Annotated in this window: 9 protein-coding genes and 3 pseudogenes; 7 read left to right on the plus strand and 5 right to left on the minus strand. The window is 60.3% G+C overall.

The features are described from left to right. Positions 1-160: 160 nt before the first annotated feature. A complete protein-coding gene (gene putP, locus KGB14_RS19870; RefSeq protein WP_223488416.1) occupies positions 161-1,645 on the minus strand; it encodes a sodium/proline symporter PutP in 1,485 nt (494 codons plus the stop codon). A 461-nt stretch (positions 1,646-2,106) separates the two neighbouring features. On the opposite strand from putP, the gene putA reads away from it, so the two are divergent. Then, a complete protein-coding gene (gene putA, locus KGB14_RS19875; protein ID WP_223488417.1) occupies positions 2,107-6,060 on the plus strand; it encodes a trifunctional transcriptional regulator/proline dehydrogenase/L-glutamate gamma-semialdehyde dehydrogenase in 3,954 nt (1,317 codons plus the stop codon). A 258-nt stretch (positions 6,061-6,318) separates the two neighbouring features. Continuing rightward, a complete protein-coding gene (locus tag KGB14_RS19880) occupies positions 6,319-8,121 on the plus strand; it encodes an acyl-CoA dehydrogenase (RefSeq protein WP_223488418.1) in 1,803 nt (600 codons plus the stop codon). A gap of 114 nt (positions 8,122-8,235) precedes the next feature. Here KGB14_RS19880 and KGB14_RS28720 read toward each other — a convergent pair whose 3' ends face one another. The 4 genes and pseudogenes from KGB14_RS28720 to KGB14_RS19895 all read right to left on the minus strand — a co-directional run bounded on the left by KGB14_RS28720 (position 8,236) and on the right by KGB14_RS19895 (position 10,815). Beyond that, positions 8,236-9,081, minus strand: coding sequence for a methyl-accepting chemotaxis protein (locus KGB14_RS28720; RefSeq protein WP_411740795.1), 846 nt, complete (start codon positions 9,079-9,081; stop codon positions 8,236-8,238). A gap of 21 nt (positions 9,082-9,102) precedes the next feature. Then, positions 9,103-10,230: pseudogene (locus KGB14_RS28725) on the minus strand (cache domain-containing protein); the annotation flags it as partial. A gap of 55 nt (positions 10,231-10,285) precedes the next feature. Beyond that, a complete protein-coding gene (locus KGB14_RS19890; protein ID WP_223488420.1) occupies positions 10,286-10,588 on the minus strand; it encodes a cell division protein ZapA in 303 nt (100 codons plus the stop codon). Beyond that, on the minus strand, positions 10,585-10,815 hold the full coding sequence (locus KGB14_RS19895; protein WP_223488421.1) for a hypothetical protein: 231 nt from the start codon (positions 10,813-10,815) through the stop codon (positions 10,585-10,587). The genes KGB14_RS19890 and KGB14_RS19895 overlap by 4 nt, the downstream gene beginning before the upstream one ends. Positions 10,816-11,156: 341 nt before the next feature. Here KGB14_RS19895 and KGB14_RS28730 point away from each other — a divergent pair. The 5 genes and pseudogenes from KGB14_RS28730 to selO all read left to right on the plus strand — a co-directional run. After that, positions 11,157-11,813, plus strand: a pseudogene (locus KGB14_RS28730) (MCP four helix bundle domain-containing protein); the annotation flags it as partial. A gap of 303 nt (positions 11,814-12,116) precedes the next feature. Further along, a pseudogene (locus tag KGB14_RS28735) lies at positions 12,117-12,716 on the plus strand (methyl-accepting chemotaxis protein); the annotation flags it as partial. Positions 12,717-12,886: 170 nt separating this feature from the next. Further along, complete coding sequence (locus KGB14_RS19905; protein ID WP_223488423.1) at positions 12,887-14,629, plus strand: potassium/proton antiporter; 1,743 nt, start codon at positions 12,887-12,889, stop codon at positions 14,627-14,629. Positions 14,630-14,663: 34 nt separating this feature from the next. Continuing rightward, a complete protein-coding gene (gene mscK / locus KGB14_RS19910) occupies positions 14,664-18,014 on the plus strand; it encodes a mechanosensitive channel MscK (protein WP_223488424.1) in 3,351 nt (1,116 codons plus the stop codon). A gap of 48 nt (positions 18,015-18,062) precedes the next feature. Further along, on the plus strand, positions 18,063-19,526 hold the full coding sequence (selO, locus tag KGB14_RS19915; RefSeq protein ID WP_223488425.1) for a protein adenylyltransferase SelO: 1,464 nt from the start codon (positions 18,063-18,065) through the stop codon (positions 19,524-19,526). Positions 19,527-19,552 lie beyond the last annotated feature (26 nt).

The raw sequence follows: 19,552 nt of genomic DNA on the forward strand, positions 1-19,552 counted from the left end.
ATGTTGACTGTCAAATAGCTATCGCGAGCAGGCTCGCTCCCACAAAGGATCTGCGACACAACATACCCAACCGGGAACCCCCAAAAAAAACGGCCCGCCTCCAAAAGGAAGCGGACCGTTTTCATGTTCAGCGAAAGATCAGAGCATCAGCTCATCCCCATCACTGGTTCAGGCGGAAATCCTTCTCGGCCGCGGCGAAGCGCTGAAGCATGCCGCTGGTTGGCGCGCTCATTTTGCTGACGATGTAGATCGCCAGGCTGGCGAAGATGAAACCAGGGATGATTTCGTACAGGCCCAGCAGTTCGAAGTGTTTCCAGACGATCACGGTGATCGCGCCGACCAGGATGCCGGCCAGTGCGCCGTTGCGGGTCATGTTTTTCCAGATCACGGAGATCAGGACAACCGGACCGAACGCAGCACCGAAACCCGCCCAGGCGTAGCTGACCAGACCCAGTACACGATTGTTCGGGTTAGCTGCCAAAGCGATAGCGATCAGGGCAACCAACAACACCATGGCACGGCCGACCCAGACCAATTCAGCCTGGGAAGCGGTTTTACGCAGGAAGGTTTTGTAGAAGTCTTCGGTCAGGGCACTCGAGCACACCAGCAGTTGGCAGCTCAGAGTACTCATTACCGCCGCCAGGATAGCCGACAGCAGGACGCCAGCAACCCATGGGTTGAACAGGATTTTCGCCAGTTCGATGAACACACGTTCGTGGTTTTCGGTCACGGGCAACGCCAGGGCAGGGTTTGCCGAGAAGTAAGCGATACCGAAGAAACCTACAGCGACGGTGCCGCCCAGGCACAGGATCATCCAGGTCATGGAGATGCGACGTGCCTTGGCAATCGACTTGACCGAATCCGCCGCCATGAAACGCGCCAGGATGTGCGGCTGACCGAAGTAGCCCAGGCCCCAGCCCATCAGCGAAATCACGCCGATGAAGGTGGTGTTTTTCAGCATGTCGAAGTTGCTTGGATCTTGTGCTTCGATGGCCAGGAACGTGGTGTCGATGCCGCCAGTGGCCAGCAGCACGATGATCGGCGTGAGGATCAGGGCGAAGATCATCAGCGTGGCTTGTACGGTGTCAGTCCAGCTCACTGCCAGGAAACCACCGACGAAGGTGTAGGCAATCGTCGCCGCAGCGCCGGCCCACAGCGCTGTCTCGTAGGACATGCCGAAGGTGCTTTCGAACAGACGGGCGCCAGCCACGATGCCGGAAGCGCAGTAGATGGTGAAGAACACCAGGATCACGACCGCGGAGATGATCCGCAGCAGGCCGCTTTTATCTTCAAAACGGCTGGAGAAGTAATCCGGCAGGGTCAGTGCATCGCCGTTGTGCTCGGTCTGCACGCGCAGACGGCCGGCGACGAACAGCCAGTTCAGGTAAGCACCGACGATCAGGCCGATGGCGATCCAGCTTTCGGAAAGACCGGACATGTAGATAGCGCCCGGCAGGCCCATCAACAACCAGCCGCTCATGTCGGAAGCACCCGCGGAGAGTGCGGTCACGACGCTGCCCAGGCTACGACCGCCCAGAATGTAGTCAGAAAGGTTGTTGGTGGAGCGATAGGCCATGAAGCCGATCAGCACCATTGCTGCGATGTAGATCACGAACGTGATCAGGGTTGGATTGCTTACGCTCATTGAGTTACGCCCTGGCATTGTTTTTATGTAACGGCGGGCTGGTGAACCGCTCGCAAACGACGACGTTTGACAGACGATTCCGGATCCCGCGCATTTATGACTGATGTTTCCCCAGGAAAGCCATCAGCCGGTGCACCGATCTTTTTGACCGGTTGCACCTTGGCCGCGAATGCTATTCAACAAAGCAAATAAGGTGCAACCAGTTTCGTGTGAATAAGTTGCACCTAGTCGGATTTTCTTGAAAAGGGTCGGTTTTTGCTCCTTTTTAGGGCGTTTTTCGGGTTGAACTAGAAGCAAAAGCACCAAGCAGGCGCGGGAGGGATGTACCAGAATTAATTTCCTGACGAGCTGCTTATTATTCCGACAAAAAAGGGTTGCACCCGGTTGCACCTCGACCGACGCACAGCTAATCTTGCCGCCAGCTGATGCCACGCGGTCGTGGCAAACATGAGGATAAAAATATGGCTACCACCACCCTTGGGGTCAAACTTGACGACCCGACCCGCGAACGCCTCAAGGCCGCCGCGACCTCGATTGATCGCACGCCGCACTGGCTGATCAAGCAGGCAATTTTCAATTACCTGGAAAAACTCGAGGGTGGTGCAACCCTGTCCGAGCTGAACGGTTTGAACGGCAAGGAAGTTGACGAAGCGGGCGAGATCCACGTCGATCACGCGCATCAGTGCTTCCTGGAATTCGCTGAAAGCATCCTGCCGCAATCGGTGCTGCGCGCGTCTATCACTGCCGCCTACCGTCGACCGGAACCTGAAGTGGTGCCGATGCTGATCGAGCAGGCTCGCCTGCCGGTTGCCATGGCCGACGCCACCAACAAACTCGCCGCCTCGATTGCCGAGAAACTGCGCAATCAGAAAAGCGCCGGCGGCCGTGCCGGGATTGTTCAGGGCCTGTTGCAGGAATTTTCCCTGTCGTCCCAGGAAGGCGTGGCGCTGATGTGCCTGGCCGAAGCGCTGCTGCGTATTCCGGACAAAGGCACCCGTGACGCCCTGATCCGCGACAAAATCAGCACCGGCAACTGGCAGCCGCACTTGGGCAACAGCCCGTCGCTGTTCGTCAACGCCGCCACCTGGGGCTTGCTGCTGACCGGCAAACTGGTCGCCACCCACAACGAAGCGGGCTTGACGTCGTCCCTGAGCCGCATCATCGGCAAGAGCGGCGAGCCGATGATCCGCAAGGGCGTCGACATGGCCATGCGCCTGATGGGCGAGCAGTTCGTCACCGGCGAAACCATCGCCGAAGCCCTGGCCAACGCCAGCAAGTTCGAAGCCAAGGGTTTCCGCTATTCCTACGACATGCTGGGTGAAGCCGCACTCACCGAGCACGACGCGCAGAAGTACCTGGCCTCGTACGAACAAGCCATCCACTCGATCGGCAAAGCCTCTCACGGTCGTGGGATTTATGAAGGCCCGGGCATTTCCATCAAGCTGTCCGCCTTGCACCCGCGTTACAGCCGCGCCCAGTACGAGCGCGTGATGGAAGAGCTGTACCCGCGTCTGCTGTCGCTGACCCTGCTGGCCAAGCAATACGACATCGGCCTGAACATCGACGCCGAAGAAGCCGACCGCCTCGAGCTGTCGCTGGATCTGCTGGAGCGCCTGTGCTTCGAGCCGCAACTGACCGGCTGGAACGGCATCGGCTTCGTGATCCAGGCGTACCAAAAGCGTTGCCCGTATGTGATCGACTACGTGATCGACTTGGCTCGCCGCAGCCGTCATCGCCTGATGATTCGTTTGGTGAAAGGCGCGTACTGGGACAGCGAAATCAAGCGCGCCCAAGTCGAAGGCCTGGAAGGCTATCCGGTCTACACCCGCAAGGTGTACACCGACGTTTCCTACATCGCCTGCGCACGCAAACTGCTGTCGGTGCCGGAAGTCATCTATCCGCAGTTCGCCACGCACAATGCCCACACCTTGTCGGCCATCTACCACATCGCTGGTCAGAACTATTACCCCGGTCAGTACGAGTTCCAGTGCCTGCATGGCATGGGCGAACCGCTGTACGAACAGGTTGTAGGTAAAGTTTCCGAAGGCAAGTTGAACCGTCCGTGCCGCGTGTACGCACCGGTCGGTACTCACGAAACACTGTTGGCGTACCTGGTGCGTCGTCTGCTGGAAAACGGCGCGAACACCTCGTTCGTTAACCGCATCGCCGACCAGTCCATTTCGATTCAGGAGCTGGTGGCCGATCCAGTGGCCAGCATCGAGCAGATGGCGACGCTGGAAGGCGGCTTCGGCCTGCCGCACCCGCGTATCCCGCTGCCGCGTGATCTATATGGTGCCGAGCGCGCCAACTCCAGCGGCATCGACATGGCCAACGAACATCGCCTGGCTTCCCTGTCGTGCGCCCTGCTGGCCACTGCTCACAACAACTGGAAAGCCGCGCCGATGCTCGGTTGCGCGTCCAGCACTGAAACCCCTGCGCCAGTCCTCAACCCGTCCGATCTGCGTGACGTGGTCGGCCATGTGCAGGAAGCCACCGTTGAAGATGTCGACAACGCGATTCAGTGCGCCCTGAACGCGGCGCCGATCTGGCAGGCCACCCCGCCGGCCGAGCGCGCGGCGATTCTGGAACGTGCCGCCGATTTGATGGAAGGCGAGATCCAGCCGCTGATGGGCCTGCTGGCTCGCGAAGCCGGCAAGACCTTCGCCAACGCCATCGCCGAAGTGCGCGAAGCCGTGGACTTCCTGCGTTATTACGCGGTGCAGGCGCGCAACGATTTCACCAATGATGCCCACCGCCCGCTGGGTCCGGTGGTATGCATCAGCCCGTGGAACTTCCCGCTGGCGATCTTCAGTGGTCAGGTCGCTGCTGCGCTGGCTGCCGGCAACCCGGTATTGGCCAAGCCTGCGGAACAAACCCCGCTGGTGGCGGCTCAAGCCGTGCGCTTGCTGCTCGAAGCCGGGATCCCGGAAGGCGTGTTGCAACTGCTGCCGGGCCGTGGCGAAACCGTCGGTGCGCGTCTGGTCGGTGACGATCGGGTCAAAGGCGTGATGTTCACCGGTTCCACCGAAGTCGCTCGCCTGCTGCAACGCAACGTCGCCGGTCGCCTGGATGCCCAGGGCCGTCCGATTCCGCTGATCGCCGAAACCGGTGGCCAGAACGCGATGATCGTCGACTCCTCGGCGCTGACCGAACAAGTGGTGATCGACGTGGTGTCGTCGGCCTTCGACAGTGCCGGTCAACGTTGCTCGGCACTGCGCGTACTGTGCTTGCAGGAAGATTCCGCTGACCGTGTCATCGAAATGCTCAAGGGCGCCATGGCTGAATGCCGTCTCGGTAATCCAGAGCGTCTGTCCGTGGACATCGGCCCGGTGATCGACGCCGAAGCCAAGGCCGGCATCGAGAAGCACATCCAGGCCATGCGCGACAAAGGTCGCAATGTGTATCAGGTGGCCATCGCCAACAGCGAAGAAGTCAAACGCGGCACCTTCGTGATGCCGACCCTGATCGAACTGGAAAGCTTCGACGAACTGCAACGCGAGATCTTCGGCCCGGTGCTGCACGTGGTGCGCTACAAGCGCAAAGACATCGACCAACTGATCGGCCAGATCAACGCTTCCGGCTACGGCCTGACCCTGGGCGTGCACACTCGCATCGACGAGACCATCGCCAAGGTGATCGACAACGTCAACGCCGGTAACGTGTATGTGAACCGCAACATTGTTGGCGCTGTGGTTGGCGTGCAGCCGTTTGGTGGTGAAGGCCTGTCGGGTACCGGTCCGAAAGCGGGTGGTCCGTTGTACCTGTACCGCTTGCTGTCGACGCGTCCTACCGATGCGATCGAACAATCCTTCGCTCGCGGCGACGCTATCGCTGCACCGGACGTCCGCCTGCGTGACGCCATGAGCAAACCGCTGACCGCCCTGAAAGCCTGGGCCGACAGCAACAAGTTCGCTGACTTGAGCGCCCTGTGCGTGCAGTTCGCGGCGCAATCGCAAAGCGGGATCACCCGTGTTCTGGCGGGCCCGACCGGCGAGCGCAACAGCTATGCGATCCTGCCGCGCGAACATGTGCTGTGCCTGGCCGACGTCGAAAGCGATCTGCTGACCCAACTGGCAGCGGTATTGGCCGTAGGCGGCTCGGCAGTATGGCCGGACGCTGAACCGGCCAAGGCCTTGTTCACACGCCTGCCCAAAGAAATCCAGGCGCGGATCAAGCGGGTGGCCGACTGGACCAAGGACGAGGTGGTGTTTGATGCGGTTCTGCATCATGGCCATTCCGACCAGTTGCGTGCGGTCTGCCAGCAAGTGGCCAAGCGTGCCGGCGCGATTGTCGGGGTTCATGGTTTGTCGCAAGGCGAAACCAACATTGCGTTGGAGCGTCTGGTGATCGAGCGTGCGTTGAGCGTTAACACCGCTGCGGCGGGTGGTAATGCGAGTTTGATGACGATCGGCTAAACCGCAATAAAACCGGGCACCTGCAATGGGTGCCTGGTTTGCAAAATCCCTGTGGGAGCGAGCCTGCTCGCGATAGCGGTCTGTCAGTCACATCTTTTTTGGATGTGCAGGCGCCATCGCGAGCAGGCTCGCTCCCACAGTTGCTTGTGTCGCCTGCTAAGCCGCCGCTCTGCTCCACCATCACGCGCATCAATCATCCTGTTCATCTCGCCCTCCCCACGCCTAGACTCGGTCCATTCCAAAATAAGGTAGGCCGCCATGTCCGAGACGTTGCTCAGTTCCCGCAATCTGGCTTTCGAGCTGTATGAAGTCCTTGATGCCGAGGGCCTGACCCAGCGTGAGCGGTTCGCCGAGCACAATCGCGAGACCTTCGATGCGGCCATCGGCACCGCCCGCAGCATTGCCGAGAAGTTCTTCGCCCCGCACAACCGCAAGGGTGACGAGAATGAACCGCGCTATGAGGACGGTCAGGCGATTCTGATTCCTGAAGTGAAACCGGCGGTGGATGCCTTCCTCGAAGCCGGTTTCCTCAATGCTGCGCGCAGTTTCGATGCGGGCGGCATGCAACTTCCTACATTGCTGTCCCAAGCCTGCTTCGCGCACTTTCAGTCGGCCAACGCGGCGTCGACCTCTTACCCGTTCCTGACCATGGGCGCGGCGAACCTGATCGAAAGCTTCGGCACCGATGAGCAGAAGCAGCGCTTCCTGCAACCGATGATCGACGGCCGCTTCTTCGGCACCATGGCCCTCACCGAGCCGCATGCCGGCTCGTCGCTGTCGGATATTCGTACCCGCGCCGAGCCTGCGTCCGACGGCACGTATCGACTCAAGGGCAACAAGATCTTCATCTCCGGCGGCGATCACCCGCTGTCGGAAAACATCGTGCACATGGTGCTGGCCAAATTGCCGGACGCACCGGCCGGGGTGAAGGGCATTTCGCTGTTTATCGTGCCCAAGTTCCTGGTCAACGATGACGGCAGTCTCGGCAAGCGTAACGATGTATTGCTGGCCGGGTTGTTTCACAAGATGGGCTGGCGCGGCACTACGTCCACCGCGCTGAATTTCGGCGACAACGGCGAGTGTGTTGGTTATCTGGTGGGCAAACCGCACCATGGCCTGAGTTACATGTTCCAGATGATGAACGAGGCGCGGATCGGTGTTGGCATGGGTGCGGTGATGCTGGGTTACGCCGGCTATCTGTACTCCCTGGAATATGCCCGCGAGCGTCCGCAAGGTCGGGTGCCGGATAGCAAGGACCCGACTACCGCACCGGTGGCGATCATTCAGCATGCCGACGTCAAACGCATGCTGCTGACCCAGAAGGCTTATGTAGAAGGCGCATTCGACCTCGGCTTGTACGCGGCGCGGTTGTTCGACGACACCACGACCCTTGAGAGCGAAGCCGAGCGCAAACAGGCCCATGAGCTGCTGGATTTACTGACGCCGATCGTCAAATCCTGGCCGTCGGAGTTTTGCCTGAAGGCCAACGAACTGGCGATCCAGATTCTCGGCGGCCACGGTTACACCCGTGAGTACCCGGTGGAGCAGTATTACCGCGACAACCGCCTGAACCCGATCCATGAAGGGACTCACGGCATTCAGTCGCTGGACTTGCTGGGGCGCAAGCTGGCGCAGAACGGTGGCGCTGGGCTCAAGCAACTGATCCGTCTGATCGCCGATACCGCCACGCGCGCGCAGGCCTATGAATCGCTGACCCCGCTGCGCGAACCGTTGGAAAAACTGGTGACGCGCCTGCAAGCCGTGACCATCGGCCTGCTGAGCGACCTGGCTCAGGGCAAGGTCAACAGCAGCCTGGCGAACTCGGCGCTGTACCTGAAAGTGTTCGGGCACACGGTGATTGGCTGGCGCTGGCTGGAACAGGCGATTCGTGCCGAGGAAGGATTGGCCAAGGGGAATGCGGCGGATGAGAGCTTCTATAAAGGCAAGCTGCAGGCGGCGCGGTATTTCCTGACGTGGGAAGTGCCGGGTTGTCACCATGAACTGGCGATTCTTGAGGCACGGGATGATGTGTGCCTGACGATGCGGGATGAGTGGTTTTGATCGGGCGTAGATTGGCGTAACGACCACAAAAAAGATCGCAGCCTTCGGCAGCTCCTACAGGGGAATGGCGTACACCTGTAGGAGCTGCCGAAGGCTGCGATCTTTTGATCTTGATCAGCCCAACCGAAACCCACCCACCTGCCGCGCCAGATCATCGGCCAAGCGCTGCAACGTCTGACAGTCTTCACGGCAAGCCCTGACTTCCCCCGCCGTGGCTCGCGCCAAATCAGAAATCCCCTGCACGTTGCGGTTGATCTCTTCCGTCACCGCCGACTGCTCTTCCGTCGCCGTGGCCACCTGATGGTTCATGTCGCTGATGCGCTCGACCTGCCCGGTGATCGCCGTCAACGACGCCCCGGTGCGCTGACTCGACTCAACACCCGTGCCGGTCGCCGCTTGCCCGGCGTGCATGGAAGACACCGCATTCTCCGCGCCCTGCTTGAGGCTGCCGATCATCTGTTGAATCTCGTCGGTGGACGATTGAGTCCGTCGCGCCAGGGTCCGCACTTCATCGGCCACCACGGCAAACCCGCGCCCCATGTCCCCGGCCCGCGCCGCTTCGATGGCGGCGTTGAGCGCCAGCAAATTGGTCTGCTCGGAAATCCCGCGAATCACCGCCAACACCTGATCGATGGACGCCACCTGATGAGCCAACTCGCCCACCGCACCGGCGGCGACGCCAATCTCGTCAGACATGCTTTCAATATGCCGAATCGACCCGCCCACCACTTCCCGCGCCTGCAGCGCTTCATCCCGCGCGGTTTGCGAAGCGACGGCCGCGTTGCCGGCATTCTGAGCGATTTCCTGCACCGTCAGGCCCATCTCGTGGACCGCAGTAGCAACCATGTCGGTCATTTCCTGCTGACGACCCGAGCGCTCAGCCGTGTTGTCCACCACCCGCGCCACTTGGCCGACCGCCGTGCGCAAACGCTCACTGGTGGCCAGGACTTCGCCGATCATGTCGCGCTGACTTTCCAGGAATCGATTGAAGCCTCGAGCCAGATCACCGAGTTCGTCAGCGCGACTGGAATCTAACCTGTGGGTCAAATCTCCACCACCGCTACCGATGGCTACCAGCGCCGCTGTTACCTGACGAATCGGTCGCACCAATCCACGGGCCAGCACCACCACCAGCAACAGGCACACCAACGCCACCGCAAGGCCGATGCCGCCGCTCATCCACATCGCGCGGCGAGCTTCGGCGTAGATCTGCGACTGCGGCACTTCGGCCACCAGGGTCCAGCCCAGATCACGCAGCGGCAGGCTCAATGCCAGAAAATCTTCGCCATCGCGGACAAAACTGCTGGTGGCGGACGCGGTGGTGCTAGAGAGCTGCCCCATGACCGCTTGCGCCGCCGGGGCGCCGATTTGCTCGACCAGCGTACGTTTGCCGCTGAACTGCGCCTCGGGGTGAATCTGGATCAAACCGTCGGAACGCACGAGATAGACCTTGCCGCGCTCACCGAAGTTGAAGTTGTGGATCAGTTCCGACAGCTCTTTCATGCTCAGGCCAAGCCCGGCGACGCCCACGACTTTGCCGGCCTGCTCGACCTTGAAATCGATGAACAGGGCCAATTCACCGGTGGCGGTGTCATTGTCGATATTGAGGGTGCGCGGCAGGTTGCTGTCGAGGAAAGCATAAAACCAGGCGTCCTTTGGATTGGAGCGACTGAGGGTTCGGTCCAGGCCTTTTTCAGTGAAGTAATGGTTGGACGCGGTACCGACAATAATCGCGGTAAAGGCCTTGTGCTCGGCGCGGATGCCTTCCAGATAGTTGACGAAGCCAGCGGTCTGGGCACTGTTTTCACCTGCGGCCAACCAGTCGCGCACCATGCTGTTACTGGCGATGTCCTTGGCGGCGGTGAGGGGTTGAACGAGGATTCGTTCGATGTCGTTGCGCATCGCTTCGATGCTCGACGGCAGCGCCTGCTCGACCAGATAGCGCTGGGCGAGACGGTTGACCACGAGGGTATAAATGCCAACCACGATCAGAATACTGACCAGCAGGGCGGTGCCCATGCTCAGGATCAACTGCCATTGAATACTGCGTCGCCAGAACTGCATGGAGCACCCCCAAAGAATAAGAGGCTGAAACACTGCAACAGCCATGCCGATTGTATACAACGCAATCGACAATTTATTCTTTGGTTGTGCGCAAAGCCGATCAGGCCTGATTGATTGTCTTGGCGATCACTTCAACCGTGGCGCTGACTTGCTCTTGGTAACGGTCGAGTTCCTGCTGGTGACGCTTTTGCATTTCGATCTGCTGCGAGCACAGATTCATCGCCGCCAGCACCAGCAAGCGGTCACCGATCAGCGTCGGGTATTTCTTTTTGGTGTCGGCCAGGGCGGCCTTCAACATTAATGCGGCGTCCAGCAGGGTTTGCTCTTCCCCGACCGGCGCCTTGATCGAATAGTCCTCCCCCAGAATCGAGACGACTTTTACCCCTGCGGCGCCGTAACTCATGCGCTGACAGGGCCGGCGCTGACGCGCTCAACCAAGGCCTGGATGCGTGCAGCAGTGGCGCCTTGTTTCTCTTCCTGTTCCATCAGGCTCAGTTGCAGGCTTTCGTTTTCATCCTTGACCTGGGCCAGCTCCGCACTCAGGGATTGATGGGTGCCCAGCAGAGCCTGGTTCTGTTGCACCAGGTCGCTGACCAGTTGTTCCAATTGGCTTAGGGATGCTTCTAACATTTTGATTTCCGGGCATTTTCAAAGGGCGCGTACGATAAAGAAAAGTCACTGTGGAAGCCAGGGTTATGCAGGCGCAAGGCCTTGATTTTCCTGGCGGTCGACCTTCCTCGCGAACTTTAAAGACTGTGATTGGCGGTTCTGGTTCCTGCACTTCGTCGTCGCGGCCCTTCTGCGACAAATACGCGCAGCGCCTCAAGACTTTAGTCGTATGACCGATAAGTCATTCATACAACAGTCTCAGCCTCGCACGGAGGCGCTTTTTTTCGGTGAACACCATGTCCCTAAGAAATATGAATATCGCACCGCGGGCGTTCCTCGGTTTCACCCTGATTGGCGCCATGATGCTGATTCTGGGTGTGTTCGCCCTGAACCAGATGAGCAAGATTCGCGGCGCCGCCGAGGAGATCACCTCGAACAGCGTACCGAGCATCAAAAGCCTCGACGAGTTCACTCAGCTGACCCTGCGCCTGCGCGTCCTGGCTTATCGCCTGTTGGTGAACCGCGAGCCGGACGTCCAGCAGAAAACCATCGACCTGCTGGAAACCCGTAACCAGCAGATTCGAGCGGCTCAGACGGCCTATGAAAAACTGATCGCCAGCCCGCAGGAACGTGCGGCCTATGATCAGTATGTGCAGTTGCTGGGGCAGTATCGCCAGATCGAAGACCGGATGAAGGGCCTGTCGCGCAACAATCAGGTCGACGAACTGCGCACACTGCTCAACACCGATTTGCTGAACAACTCTGAAGCCATCAACACGGTGCTCAACCGCTTGCTGGAGATCAACACCCAGCAGGCCGACAACGCCAACCAGCAAGCCGCCGACCAGTACTCGTCAGCCTTCAACCTGGTAGTGACCCTGCTGGTGATCGCCACTGGCCTGACCCTGTTGTTCGCCTGGCTGCTGACCAACAGCATCACCAAACCCATCGCCAACGCCCTGAGCGCTGCCGAAGAAATCGCCGAAGGCAACCTGACCCGCCCGATCACGGTCGATGGCGAAGATGAAGCCGGTCGTCTGCTCGCCGCGATGGCGAAGATGCAGGAAAAACTGCGCGACACCCTGCAACGTATTTCCGGTTCGGCCACGCAACTGGCGTCCGCCGCAGAAGAGCTCAATAGCGTCACCGACGAAAGCGCCCGTGGCCTGACCCAGCAGAACAACGAAATCGAACAGGCCGCCACCGCCGTCAACGAAATGACCAGCGCCGTGGAAGAAGTCGCCCGCAACGCCGTGAGCACCTCCGAAGCCTCGAAAAACGCCACCACCTCCGCTGGCGACGGTCGTGATCTGGTACAGGAAACCGTCAGTGCCATCGAGCGCATGAGCGCCGACGTGCAGAGCACCGCCACCCTGATCGGCGATCTGGCCAACGAATCGCGGGACATCGGCAAGGTGCTGGACGTGATTCGCGGTCTGGCCGACCAGACCAACCTGTTGGCGTTGAACGCCGCCATCGAAGCAGCCCGTGCCGGTGAAGCCGGTCGTGGTTTTGCGGTGGTTGCCGACGAAGTGCGTGCCCTGGCCCATCGCACCCAGCAATCGACCAGCGAAATTGAACGCATGATCGGCAGCATCCAGAGCGGCACCGAACACGCTGTGGATTCGATGCGCAACAGCACCGAGCGCGCCGAATCGACTTTGAATATCGCTCGCGGTGCCGGCCTGTCGCTGGACACCATCAACAGCGCCATCGTCGAAATCAACGAGCGCAACCTGGTGATCGCCAGCGCGGCTGAAGAACAGGCGCAAGTGGCCCGCGAAGTGGATCGCAATCTGGTGAACATCCGTGATCTGTCGGTGCAATCGGCCACCGGCGCCAACCAGACGAGCGCGGCCAGCAACGAGCTGTCGCGCCTGGCGCTGGACCTGAACAACATGGTTGGGCGGTTTAGCCTGTAACCGAGTGATGCCGAAAAGATCGCAGCCTCGCTCCTACGAAGAGCCGCAGGCTGCGATCTTCTGATCTGCAAAAGCTTTTTGACAGCATCACATTTCAACAGGTTAGAATCGCTGGCACGCAGACTGCATGGTCAGTTTGTGCCCGCCTTTAGCTTTCTGGAGTACTGCCTTTGAATGCGACGACCATCAACAGCCTGTTCTTGATTGGCGCGTTGCTGGTAGGTGCGAGCATTCTGGTGAGCTCACTTTCATCGCGTCTCGGTATCCCGATTCTGGTGATCATCCTCGCGGTGGGCATGTCGGCCGGTGTCGACGGTGCCGGCATTATTTTCGATAACTATCCAACGGCTTATCTGGTCGGCAACCTCGCTCTGGCAGTGATCCTGCTCGACGGCGGCTTGCGCACCCGGGTAGCGAGTTTTCGCGTGGCGTTATGGCCGGCGCTGTCGCTGGCCACAGTCGGGGTGTTGATCACCACCGGACTGACCGGGATGGCAGCGGCATGGTTGTTCAACCTCAATCTGATTCAGGGCCTGCTGATCGGCGCCATCGTCGGCTCCACCGACGCCGCAGCCGTGTTCTCGCTGCTGGGCGGCAAGGGCCTGAACGAACGGGTGAGCGCGAGCCTGGAGATCGAATCCGGCAGCAACGATCCGATGGCGGTGTTCCTCACCGTGACCCTGATCGACATGCTCGCCAGCGGTGAGACCGGCCTGCACTGGAATCTGCTTGTGCATTTGCTGCGCGAGTTCGGCATCGGCGGCGTGATCGGCCTCAGTGGGGGTTGGCTCATGCTGCAACTGGTCAACCGTATCCACCTGGCCACCGGCCTTTATCCGATCCTGGTGATTGCCGGCGGCCTGGTGGTGTTTGCCTTGACCAATGCCCTGCATGGCAGCGGCTTTTTGGCGGTGTACCTGTGTGGCCTGGTGATCGGCAACCGCCCGGTCCGCAGTCGCCACGGCATTTTGCATATGCTCGACGGCATGGCCTGGCTGGCCCAGATCGGCATGTTCCTGGTGCTGGGGCTGTTGGTGACGCCCCATGACCTGCTGCCGATCGCCCTGCCGGCGCTGGGTCTGGCGCTGTGGATGATTCTGTTTGCCCGTCCGCTGTCGGTGCTGGTCGGCCTGTTACCCTTCAAGGCGTTCCATGGGCGTGAGAAAGCATTCATTTCCTGGGTTGGCCTGCGCGGCGCCGTACCGATCATTCTGGCGGTGTTCCCGCTGATGGCGGGGCTGCCCAACGCGCAGCTGTATTTCAATCTGGCGTTCTTTATCGTGCTGGTGTCGCTGCTGGTACAAGGTACAAGCCTGCCCTGGGTTGCCAAGCTTTTGAAAGTGACCGTCCCGCCGGAACCCCTGCCGATCTCCCGATCAGCGCTGGAAGTGCATGTCACCAGCGAGTGGGAGCTGTTCGTCTATCGCCTCGGTGCCGAAAAATGGTGCATTGGATCCCCCCTTCGCGAGCTGAAAATGCCCGAAGGCACCCGTATCGCAGCCCTGTTTCGTGGCCAGCAACTGCTCCATCCGTCGGGTAGTACGGTGCTCGAAGTCGATGATTTGCTCTGCGTGATCGGCCATGAACACAACCTTCCGGCCCTCGGAAAACTCTTCAGTCAGGCACCGCAACGGGGTCTGGATTTGCGCTTCTTCGGCGATTTCGTACTCGAAGGAGACGCCCAGCTGAGCGCGGTTGCTGCACTGTACGGGTTGAAAGTCGACGGCATCGATCCGAACATGTCCCTGGGCCACTTCATTGCTCAGAAAGTGGGCGGTGCGCCAGTAGTCGGTGACCAGGTGGAGTGGAACAACACCCTCTGGACCGTCGCGGTCATGGAAGGGAACAAGATTGGTAAAGTGGGCGTCAGATTCCCCGAAGGAAGTCGCCCCGGACCGGGACTCTTCCTCTAAACTCCATTCTTCGCCTCGTTTTCGATCGGTCTCTATGTCAACCCTGCGCACTTTTATCATCATGGCCCTGCTGGGCTTGAGTCTTTCCATCAGCACGCTGCAAGCCGCCGAACCGCCCTCCAGCGAAGCCGTGCAGGCGAGCCTGGACAAGATCGCCGACCGCAAACTGCCGGAAGCCGACCAGAAAGCGCTGCAAGCGGTCCTGCAGAGCACGCTCACCCAGCTTAACAACCGGCGTGATTACGATCAGAAACTGATCGATCTCAAGCAGCAGTTGACCAACGCGCCAAGGCAGAACGTTGAGAACCAGCGCGAGCTGACCCGCCTCAAGGCCACCAAAGTGGTGCCGGTGGCGCAACGCTATACCAAAGAGTCTATTCAACAGCTGGAGCAACTGCTCACCGAGCGCTCCACGCAGCAAAGCGATCTGCAAAAAGCCCTGGCCGAAGCGAACAGCCTGATCATCACCGCCCAGACCCGCCCCGAGCGCGCCCAGGCCGAAATATCTGCCAGCCAGACGCGCATCCAGCATATCAACAACATCCTCAAGCTCGGCAAGGACAACGGCAAGACCTTGACCCCCGAGCAACGCGATCAGCTCAACGCTGAACTCGCGGCACTGAACGCCTTGATCCCGTTGCGTCGACAGGAACTGGCCGGCAACAGTCAACTGCAGGATTTGGGCAACAGCCAGCATGACCTGCTCACGGAAAAATCCGACCGTCTGGACCAGGAAATTCAGGACCTGCAAACCCTGATCAACCAGAAGCGCCTGGCCCAGTCGCAAGAGACGGTGACCCAGCAGTCCATCGAAGCGCAGAAGGCCGGCGGCAGCAGCCTGCTGGCCACCGAAAGCGCGGCCAACCTGAAGCTCTCCGACTACTTGCTTAAAAGCACCGACCGCCTCAACGAAGTCACGCAACAGAACCTGCAGACCAAGCAGCAACTGGACAGCGTGACCCAGAGTGATTCGGCGCTGGACGAACAGATCAACGTACTCAAGGGCAGCCTGCTGCTCTCCAAGATTCTCTACAAACAGAAACAGGCCCTGCCGCGCCTCAGGCTCGACCGTGATCTGGCCGACCAGATTGCCGACATTCGCCTGTATCAGTTCGAAGTCAGCCAGCAACGGGAACTGCTCAGCAACCCGATCACCTATGTCGATAACCTGCTGGCGACTCAACCGCCCGAGCAAGTCACCCCGCAATTGCGCAAGAGCCTGCTGGAACTGGCCAACACCCGCGCGGATCTGTTGGAGCGCTTGAATCGCGAACTGAGCGCGGTGCTCAACGAATCCATCACCCTGCAACTCAACCAGAAGCAACTGCTCAGCACCGCGCAAAATATGCGGGCGACCCTCGACGAGCAAATGTTCTGGATTCCCAGCAACAAGCCGCTGGATTTCGAGTGGATGCACGGCGTACCGGAACGCCTGCAACGCCAGGTCACCACCCTGCCCTGGGCCTCGAGCCTGAGCGAACTGACCGATGGCCTGACGCAACGGCCGCTGTTGTTCCTGCCGCTGGCCTTTCTGATCGGGGCGCTGCTGTGGCGCCGCAAAAATCTCTATGCCCGCCTGAATAAAGTTCACTTGGACATCGGCCATTTCAAGCGCGACAGCCAGTGGCACACACCGCAAGCGATTCTGATCAATATCCTGCTGGCGATGCCGGTCTCTCTGGGCCTGGCCTTGTGCGGCCTGGCCTTGCAGATCGACGCCCGCGGGCAGAACACGAACATGGGCGCGGCGTTGCTGCAAATGGGCCAAGCCTGGCTGGTGTTCTACACCGCCTACCGCATCCTCGCGCCGGGCGGCGTGGCCGAACTGCATTTCCGCTGGGAAAAACCTCAGGTCGAATTCCTTCAAGGCTGGATTCGCCGGCTCGGGCTGGTGGTGATGGCCCTGGTGACCGTGGTGGCGGTCGCTGAACTGCAACCGGCGGCGCTGGCCGATGACGTGCTCGGCATGCCGGTGGTGCTGACCTGCTACGCCTTGATGGCCTGGTTGCTCAGCCGTTTGCTGGTCAGCAGTCCGGCTCACGAAAACGCATCGCTGTTCCGCAAGGCCGTGGGCGTTCTGTTCACCGTCCTGCCGATCGCCTTGTTCGTCGCCGTGTGCTTTGGCTACTACTACACCGCGCTGAAACTCAGCGACCGATTGATCAACACGCTGTACTTGCTGATGTTCTGGCTGGTGATCGAAGCGACCTTCGTGCGCGGCCTCAGCGTCGCGGCACGGCGCCTGGCCTATCAGCGCGCCCTGGCCAAACGCCAGGCCGCGAAAGAGGCCGGCGACGGTGAAGCGGTGATCGAAGAACCGACCCTGGACATCGAGAAGGTCAACGAGCAATCCCTGCGACTGATCCGTCTGGCGCTGCTCGGCGGTTTCATCGCGGCACTGTATTGGGTCTGGTCGGACCTGATTTCAGTGTTCTCGTACCTGGACAACATCACCCTCTACGAATACACCAGCGGCACCGGCGCCAACATGAGCATGGTGCCGATCAGCATTGGCGACATGCTTGGGGCGCTGATCATCATCGGCATCACCTTTGCGCTGGCGCGCAACCTGCCGGGTTTGCTGGAAGTGTTTGTGCTGTCGAAACTGAACCTGGCCCAGGGCAGTGCCTACGCCACGACCACGTTGCTGTCCTACGTGATTGCCGGTGTCGGTTTCGTCTCGACCCTGTCCACGCTTGGCGTGAGCTGGGACAAGTTGCAATGGCTGGTGGCGGCGCTGTCGGTCGGCCTCGGTTTCGGGATGCAGGAGATCTTCGCCAACTTCATCTCCGGCATCATGATTCTGTTCGAACGCCCGGTGCGGATCGGCGACACCATCACCATCGGCAACCTGTCGGGCACGGTGAGCAAGATCCGCATCCGCGCCACGACCATCACCGACTTCGACCGCAAAGACATCATCGTCCCGAACAAGACGTTCATTACCGGGCAACTGATCAACTGGTCCCTGACCGACACCATCACCCGGGTAACCCTCAAGCTCGGCGTCGACTACGGCTCGGACCTGGACCTGGTGAAAGAGCTGCTGCTCAAGGCTGCCCGGGACAACCCGCGCGTGCTGAAGGATCCGGAACCTCACGTGTACTTCCTGAACTTCGGCGAAAGCACCCTCGACCACGAGTTGCGCATGCATGTGCGCGACCTCGGCGACCGCAACCCGGTGCTCGATGAGGTCAACCGCTTTATCAATCGCGAGTTCAAGAAGCAGCACATCAACATCTCGTTCCGGCAGATGGAGGTTTACCTCAAGAACCTTCAGGGCCAGGAATACAGAATGGTGCCGGTCGAGCCGGAAACCAAAACCATTGTGCCAATGCCCGCCAGCAAACCGCGACAAGAGCCACCGCCTGTCGAACTCGACTAACCGCTCTATCCCTAGCAGAATGCTCGGACATTCTGCTGGAGATGGCCGTTGAAAGCCCTCGACGAACTGACCTTCGATAACCGCTTCGCCCGCCTGGGCGATGCGTTCTCAACCCATGTGCTGCCCGAGCCTATCGCCGCGCCCCGCTTGGTGGTCGCCAGCCCCGCCGCCATGGCGCTGCTGGACCTGGACCCCGCCGTGGCCGAAACGCCGGTGTTCGCCGAACTGTTCGGCGGCCACAAGCTCTGGGCCGAAGCCGAGCCGCGGGCGATGGTCTATTCCGGGCATCAGTTCGGCTCCTACAACCCGCAGTTGGGCGACGGTCGCGGCCTGTTGTTGGGCGAGGTCTATAACGACGCCGGCGAGCATTGGGACCTGCACCTCAAGGGCGCCGGCCAGACGCCTTACTCGCGCATGGGCGATGGACGGGCAGTGCTGCGTTCGTCGATCCGCGAGTTTCTCGCCTCCGAAGCCCTGCATGCCCTGAACATTCCTACCACACGCGCCCTGTGCGTAATCGGCTCTGACACGCCGGTCTGGCGCGAGAAACAGGAACGCGCGGCCATGGTCCTGCGCCTGGCACCGAGCCATGTGCGCTTCGGGCACTTCGAATTCTTCTACTACACCAAGCGCCCCGAGCAGCAGAAAGAACTCGGTCAGCACGTGCTGGCGATGCACTTCCCGCACTGTCTGGAACAGACGGAACCGTATCTGGCGATGTTCCGCGAAATCGTCGAACGCAATGCCGAGCTGATCGCCAAATGGCAGGCCTATGGCTTCTGCCACGGCGTGATGAACACCGACAACATGTCGATCCTGGGCATCACCTTCGACTTCGGCCCGTTCGCCTTCCTCGACGACTTCGATGCCCATTTCATCTGCAACCATTCCGATGACCAGGGCCGTTATTCCTTCAGCAACCAGGTACCGATCGGCCAGTGGAATCTCAGCGCCCTGGCCCAGGCCCTGACGCCATTCATCAGCGTCGAAGCCCTGCGCGAAACCCTCGGCCTGTACCTGCCGCTGTTCCAGGCCCACTACCTGGACCTGATGCGCCGCCGCCTCGGTTTCACCACGGCCGAAGACGACGACCAGAAACTGCTGGAGCACCTGTTGCAACTGATGCAGAACAGCGGCGTCGATTACAGCCTGTTCTTCCGCCGCCTGGGGGATGAGTCACCGGAACTGGCGGTCACCCGCTTGCGCGATGACTTCGTCGACATCAAAGGCTTCGATGAGTGGGGCGAGCTCTACATCGCCCGGGTTGCTCGTGAAGGCGTGATTGACCAGGCACAGCGCCGCAAACGAATGCATGCGGTCAATCCGCGGTACATCCTGCGTAACTATCTGGCGCAGAAAGCTATCGATGCGGCAGAGAGCGGTGACTATTCAGAAGTTCGCCGTTTGCACGCGGTATTGAGCAATCCGTTCGAGGAGCAGCCTGGAATGGAGAGCTATGCCGAGCGGCCGCCGGAGTGGGGCAAGCATTTGGAGATCAGTTGTTCGTCGTGAGCGAACGTAGTCCCTCTGTGCGACTG

This window comes from Pseudomonas sp. A-RE-19 (assembly GCF_019956555.1).
GTDB lineage: Bacteria > Pseudomonadota > Gammaproteobacteria > Pseudomonadales > Pseudomonadaceae > Aquipseudomonas.

What these genes read in the sequence shown, in the direction of transcription:
- KGB14_RS28720 (WP_411740795.1), bottom strand. Translation starts at nt 9,081, where the DNA reads ATGATCGGCGAAGTCCTGGCCACCAGTGAGCGTTTGCGCACGGCGGTC.
- KGB14_RS19895 (WP_223488421.1), bottom strand. Translation starts at nt 10,815, where the DNA reads ATGTTAGAAGCATCCCTAAGCCAATTGGAACAACTGGTCAGCGACCTG.
- KGB14_RS19890 (WP_223488420.1), bottom strand. Translation starts at nt 10,588, where the DNA reads ATGAGTTACGGCGCCGCAGGGGTAAAAGTCGTCTCGATTCTGGGGGAG.
- mscK (WP_223488424.1), top strand. Translation starts at nt 14,664, where the DNA reads ATGTCAACCCTGCGCACTTTTATCATCATGGCCCTGCTGGGCTTGAGT.
- KGB14_RS19880 (WP_223488418.1), top strand. Translation starts at nt 6,319, where the DNA reads ATGTCCGAGACGTTGCTCAGTTCCCGCAATCTGGCTTTCGAGCTGTAT.
- putP (WP_223488416.1), bottom strand. Translation starts at nt 1,645, where the DNA reads ATGAGCGTAAGCAATCCAACCCTGATCACGTTCGTGATCTACATCGCA.
- putA (WP_223488417.1), top strand. Translation starts at nt 2,107, where the DNA reads ATGGCTACCACCACCCTTGGGGTCAAACTTGACGACCCGACCCGCGAA.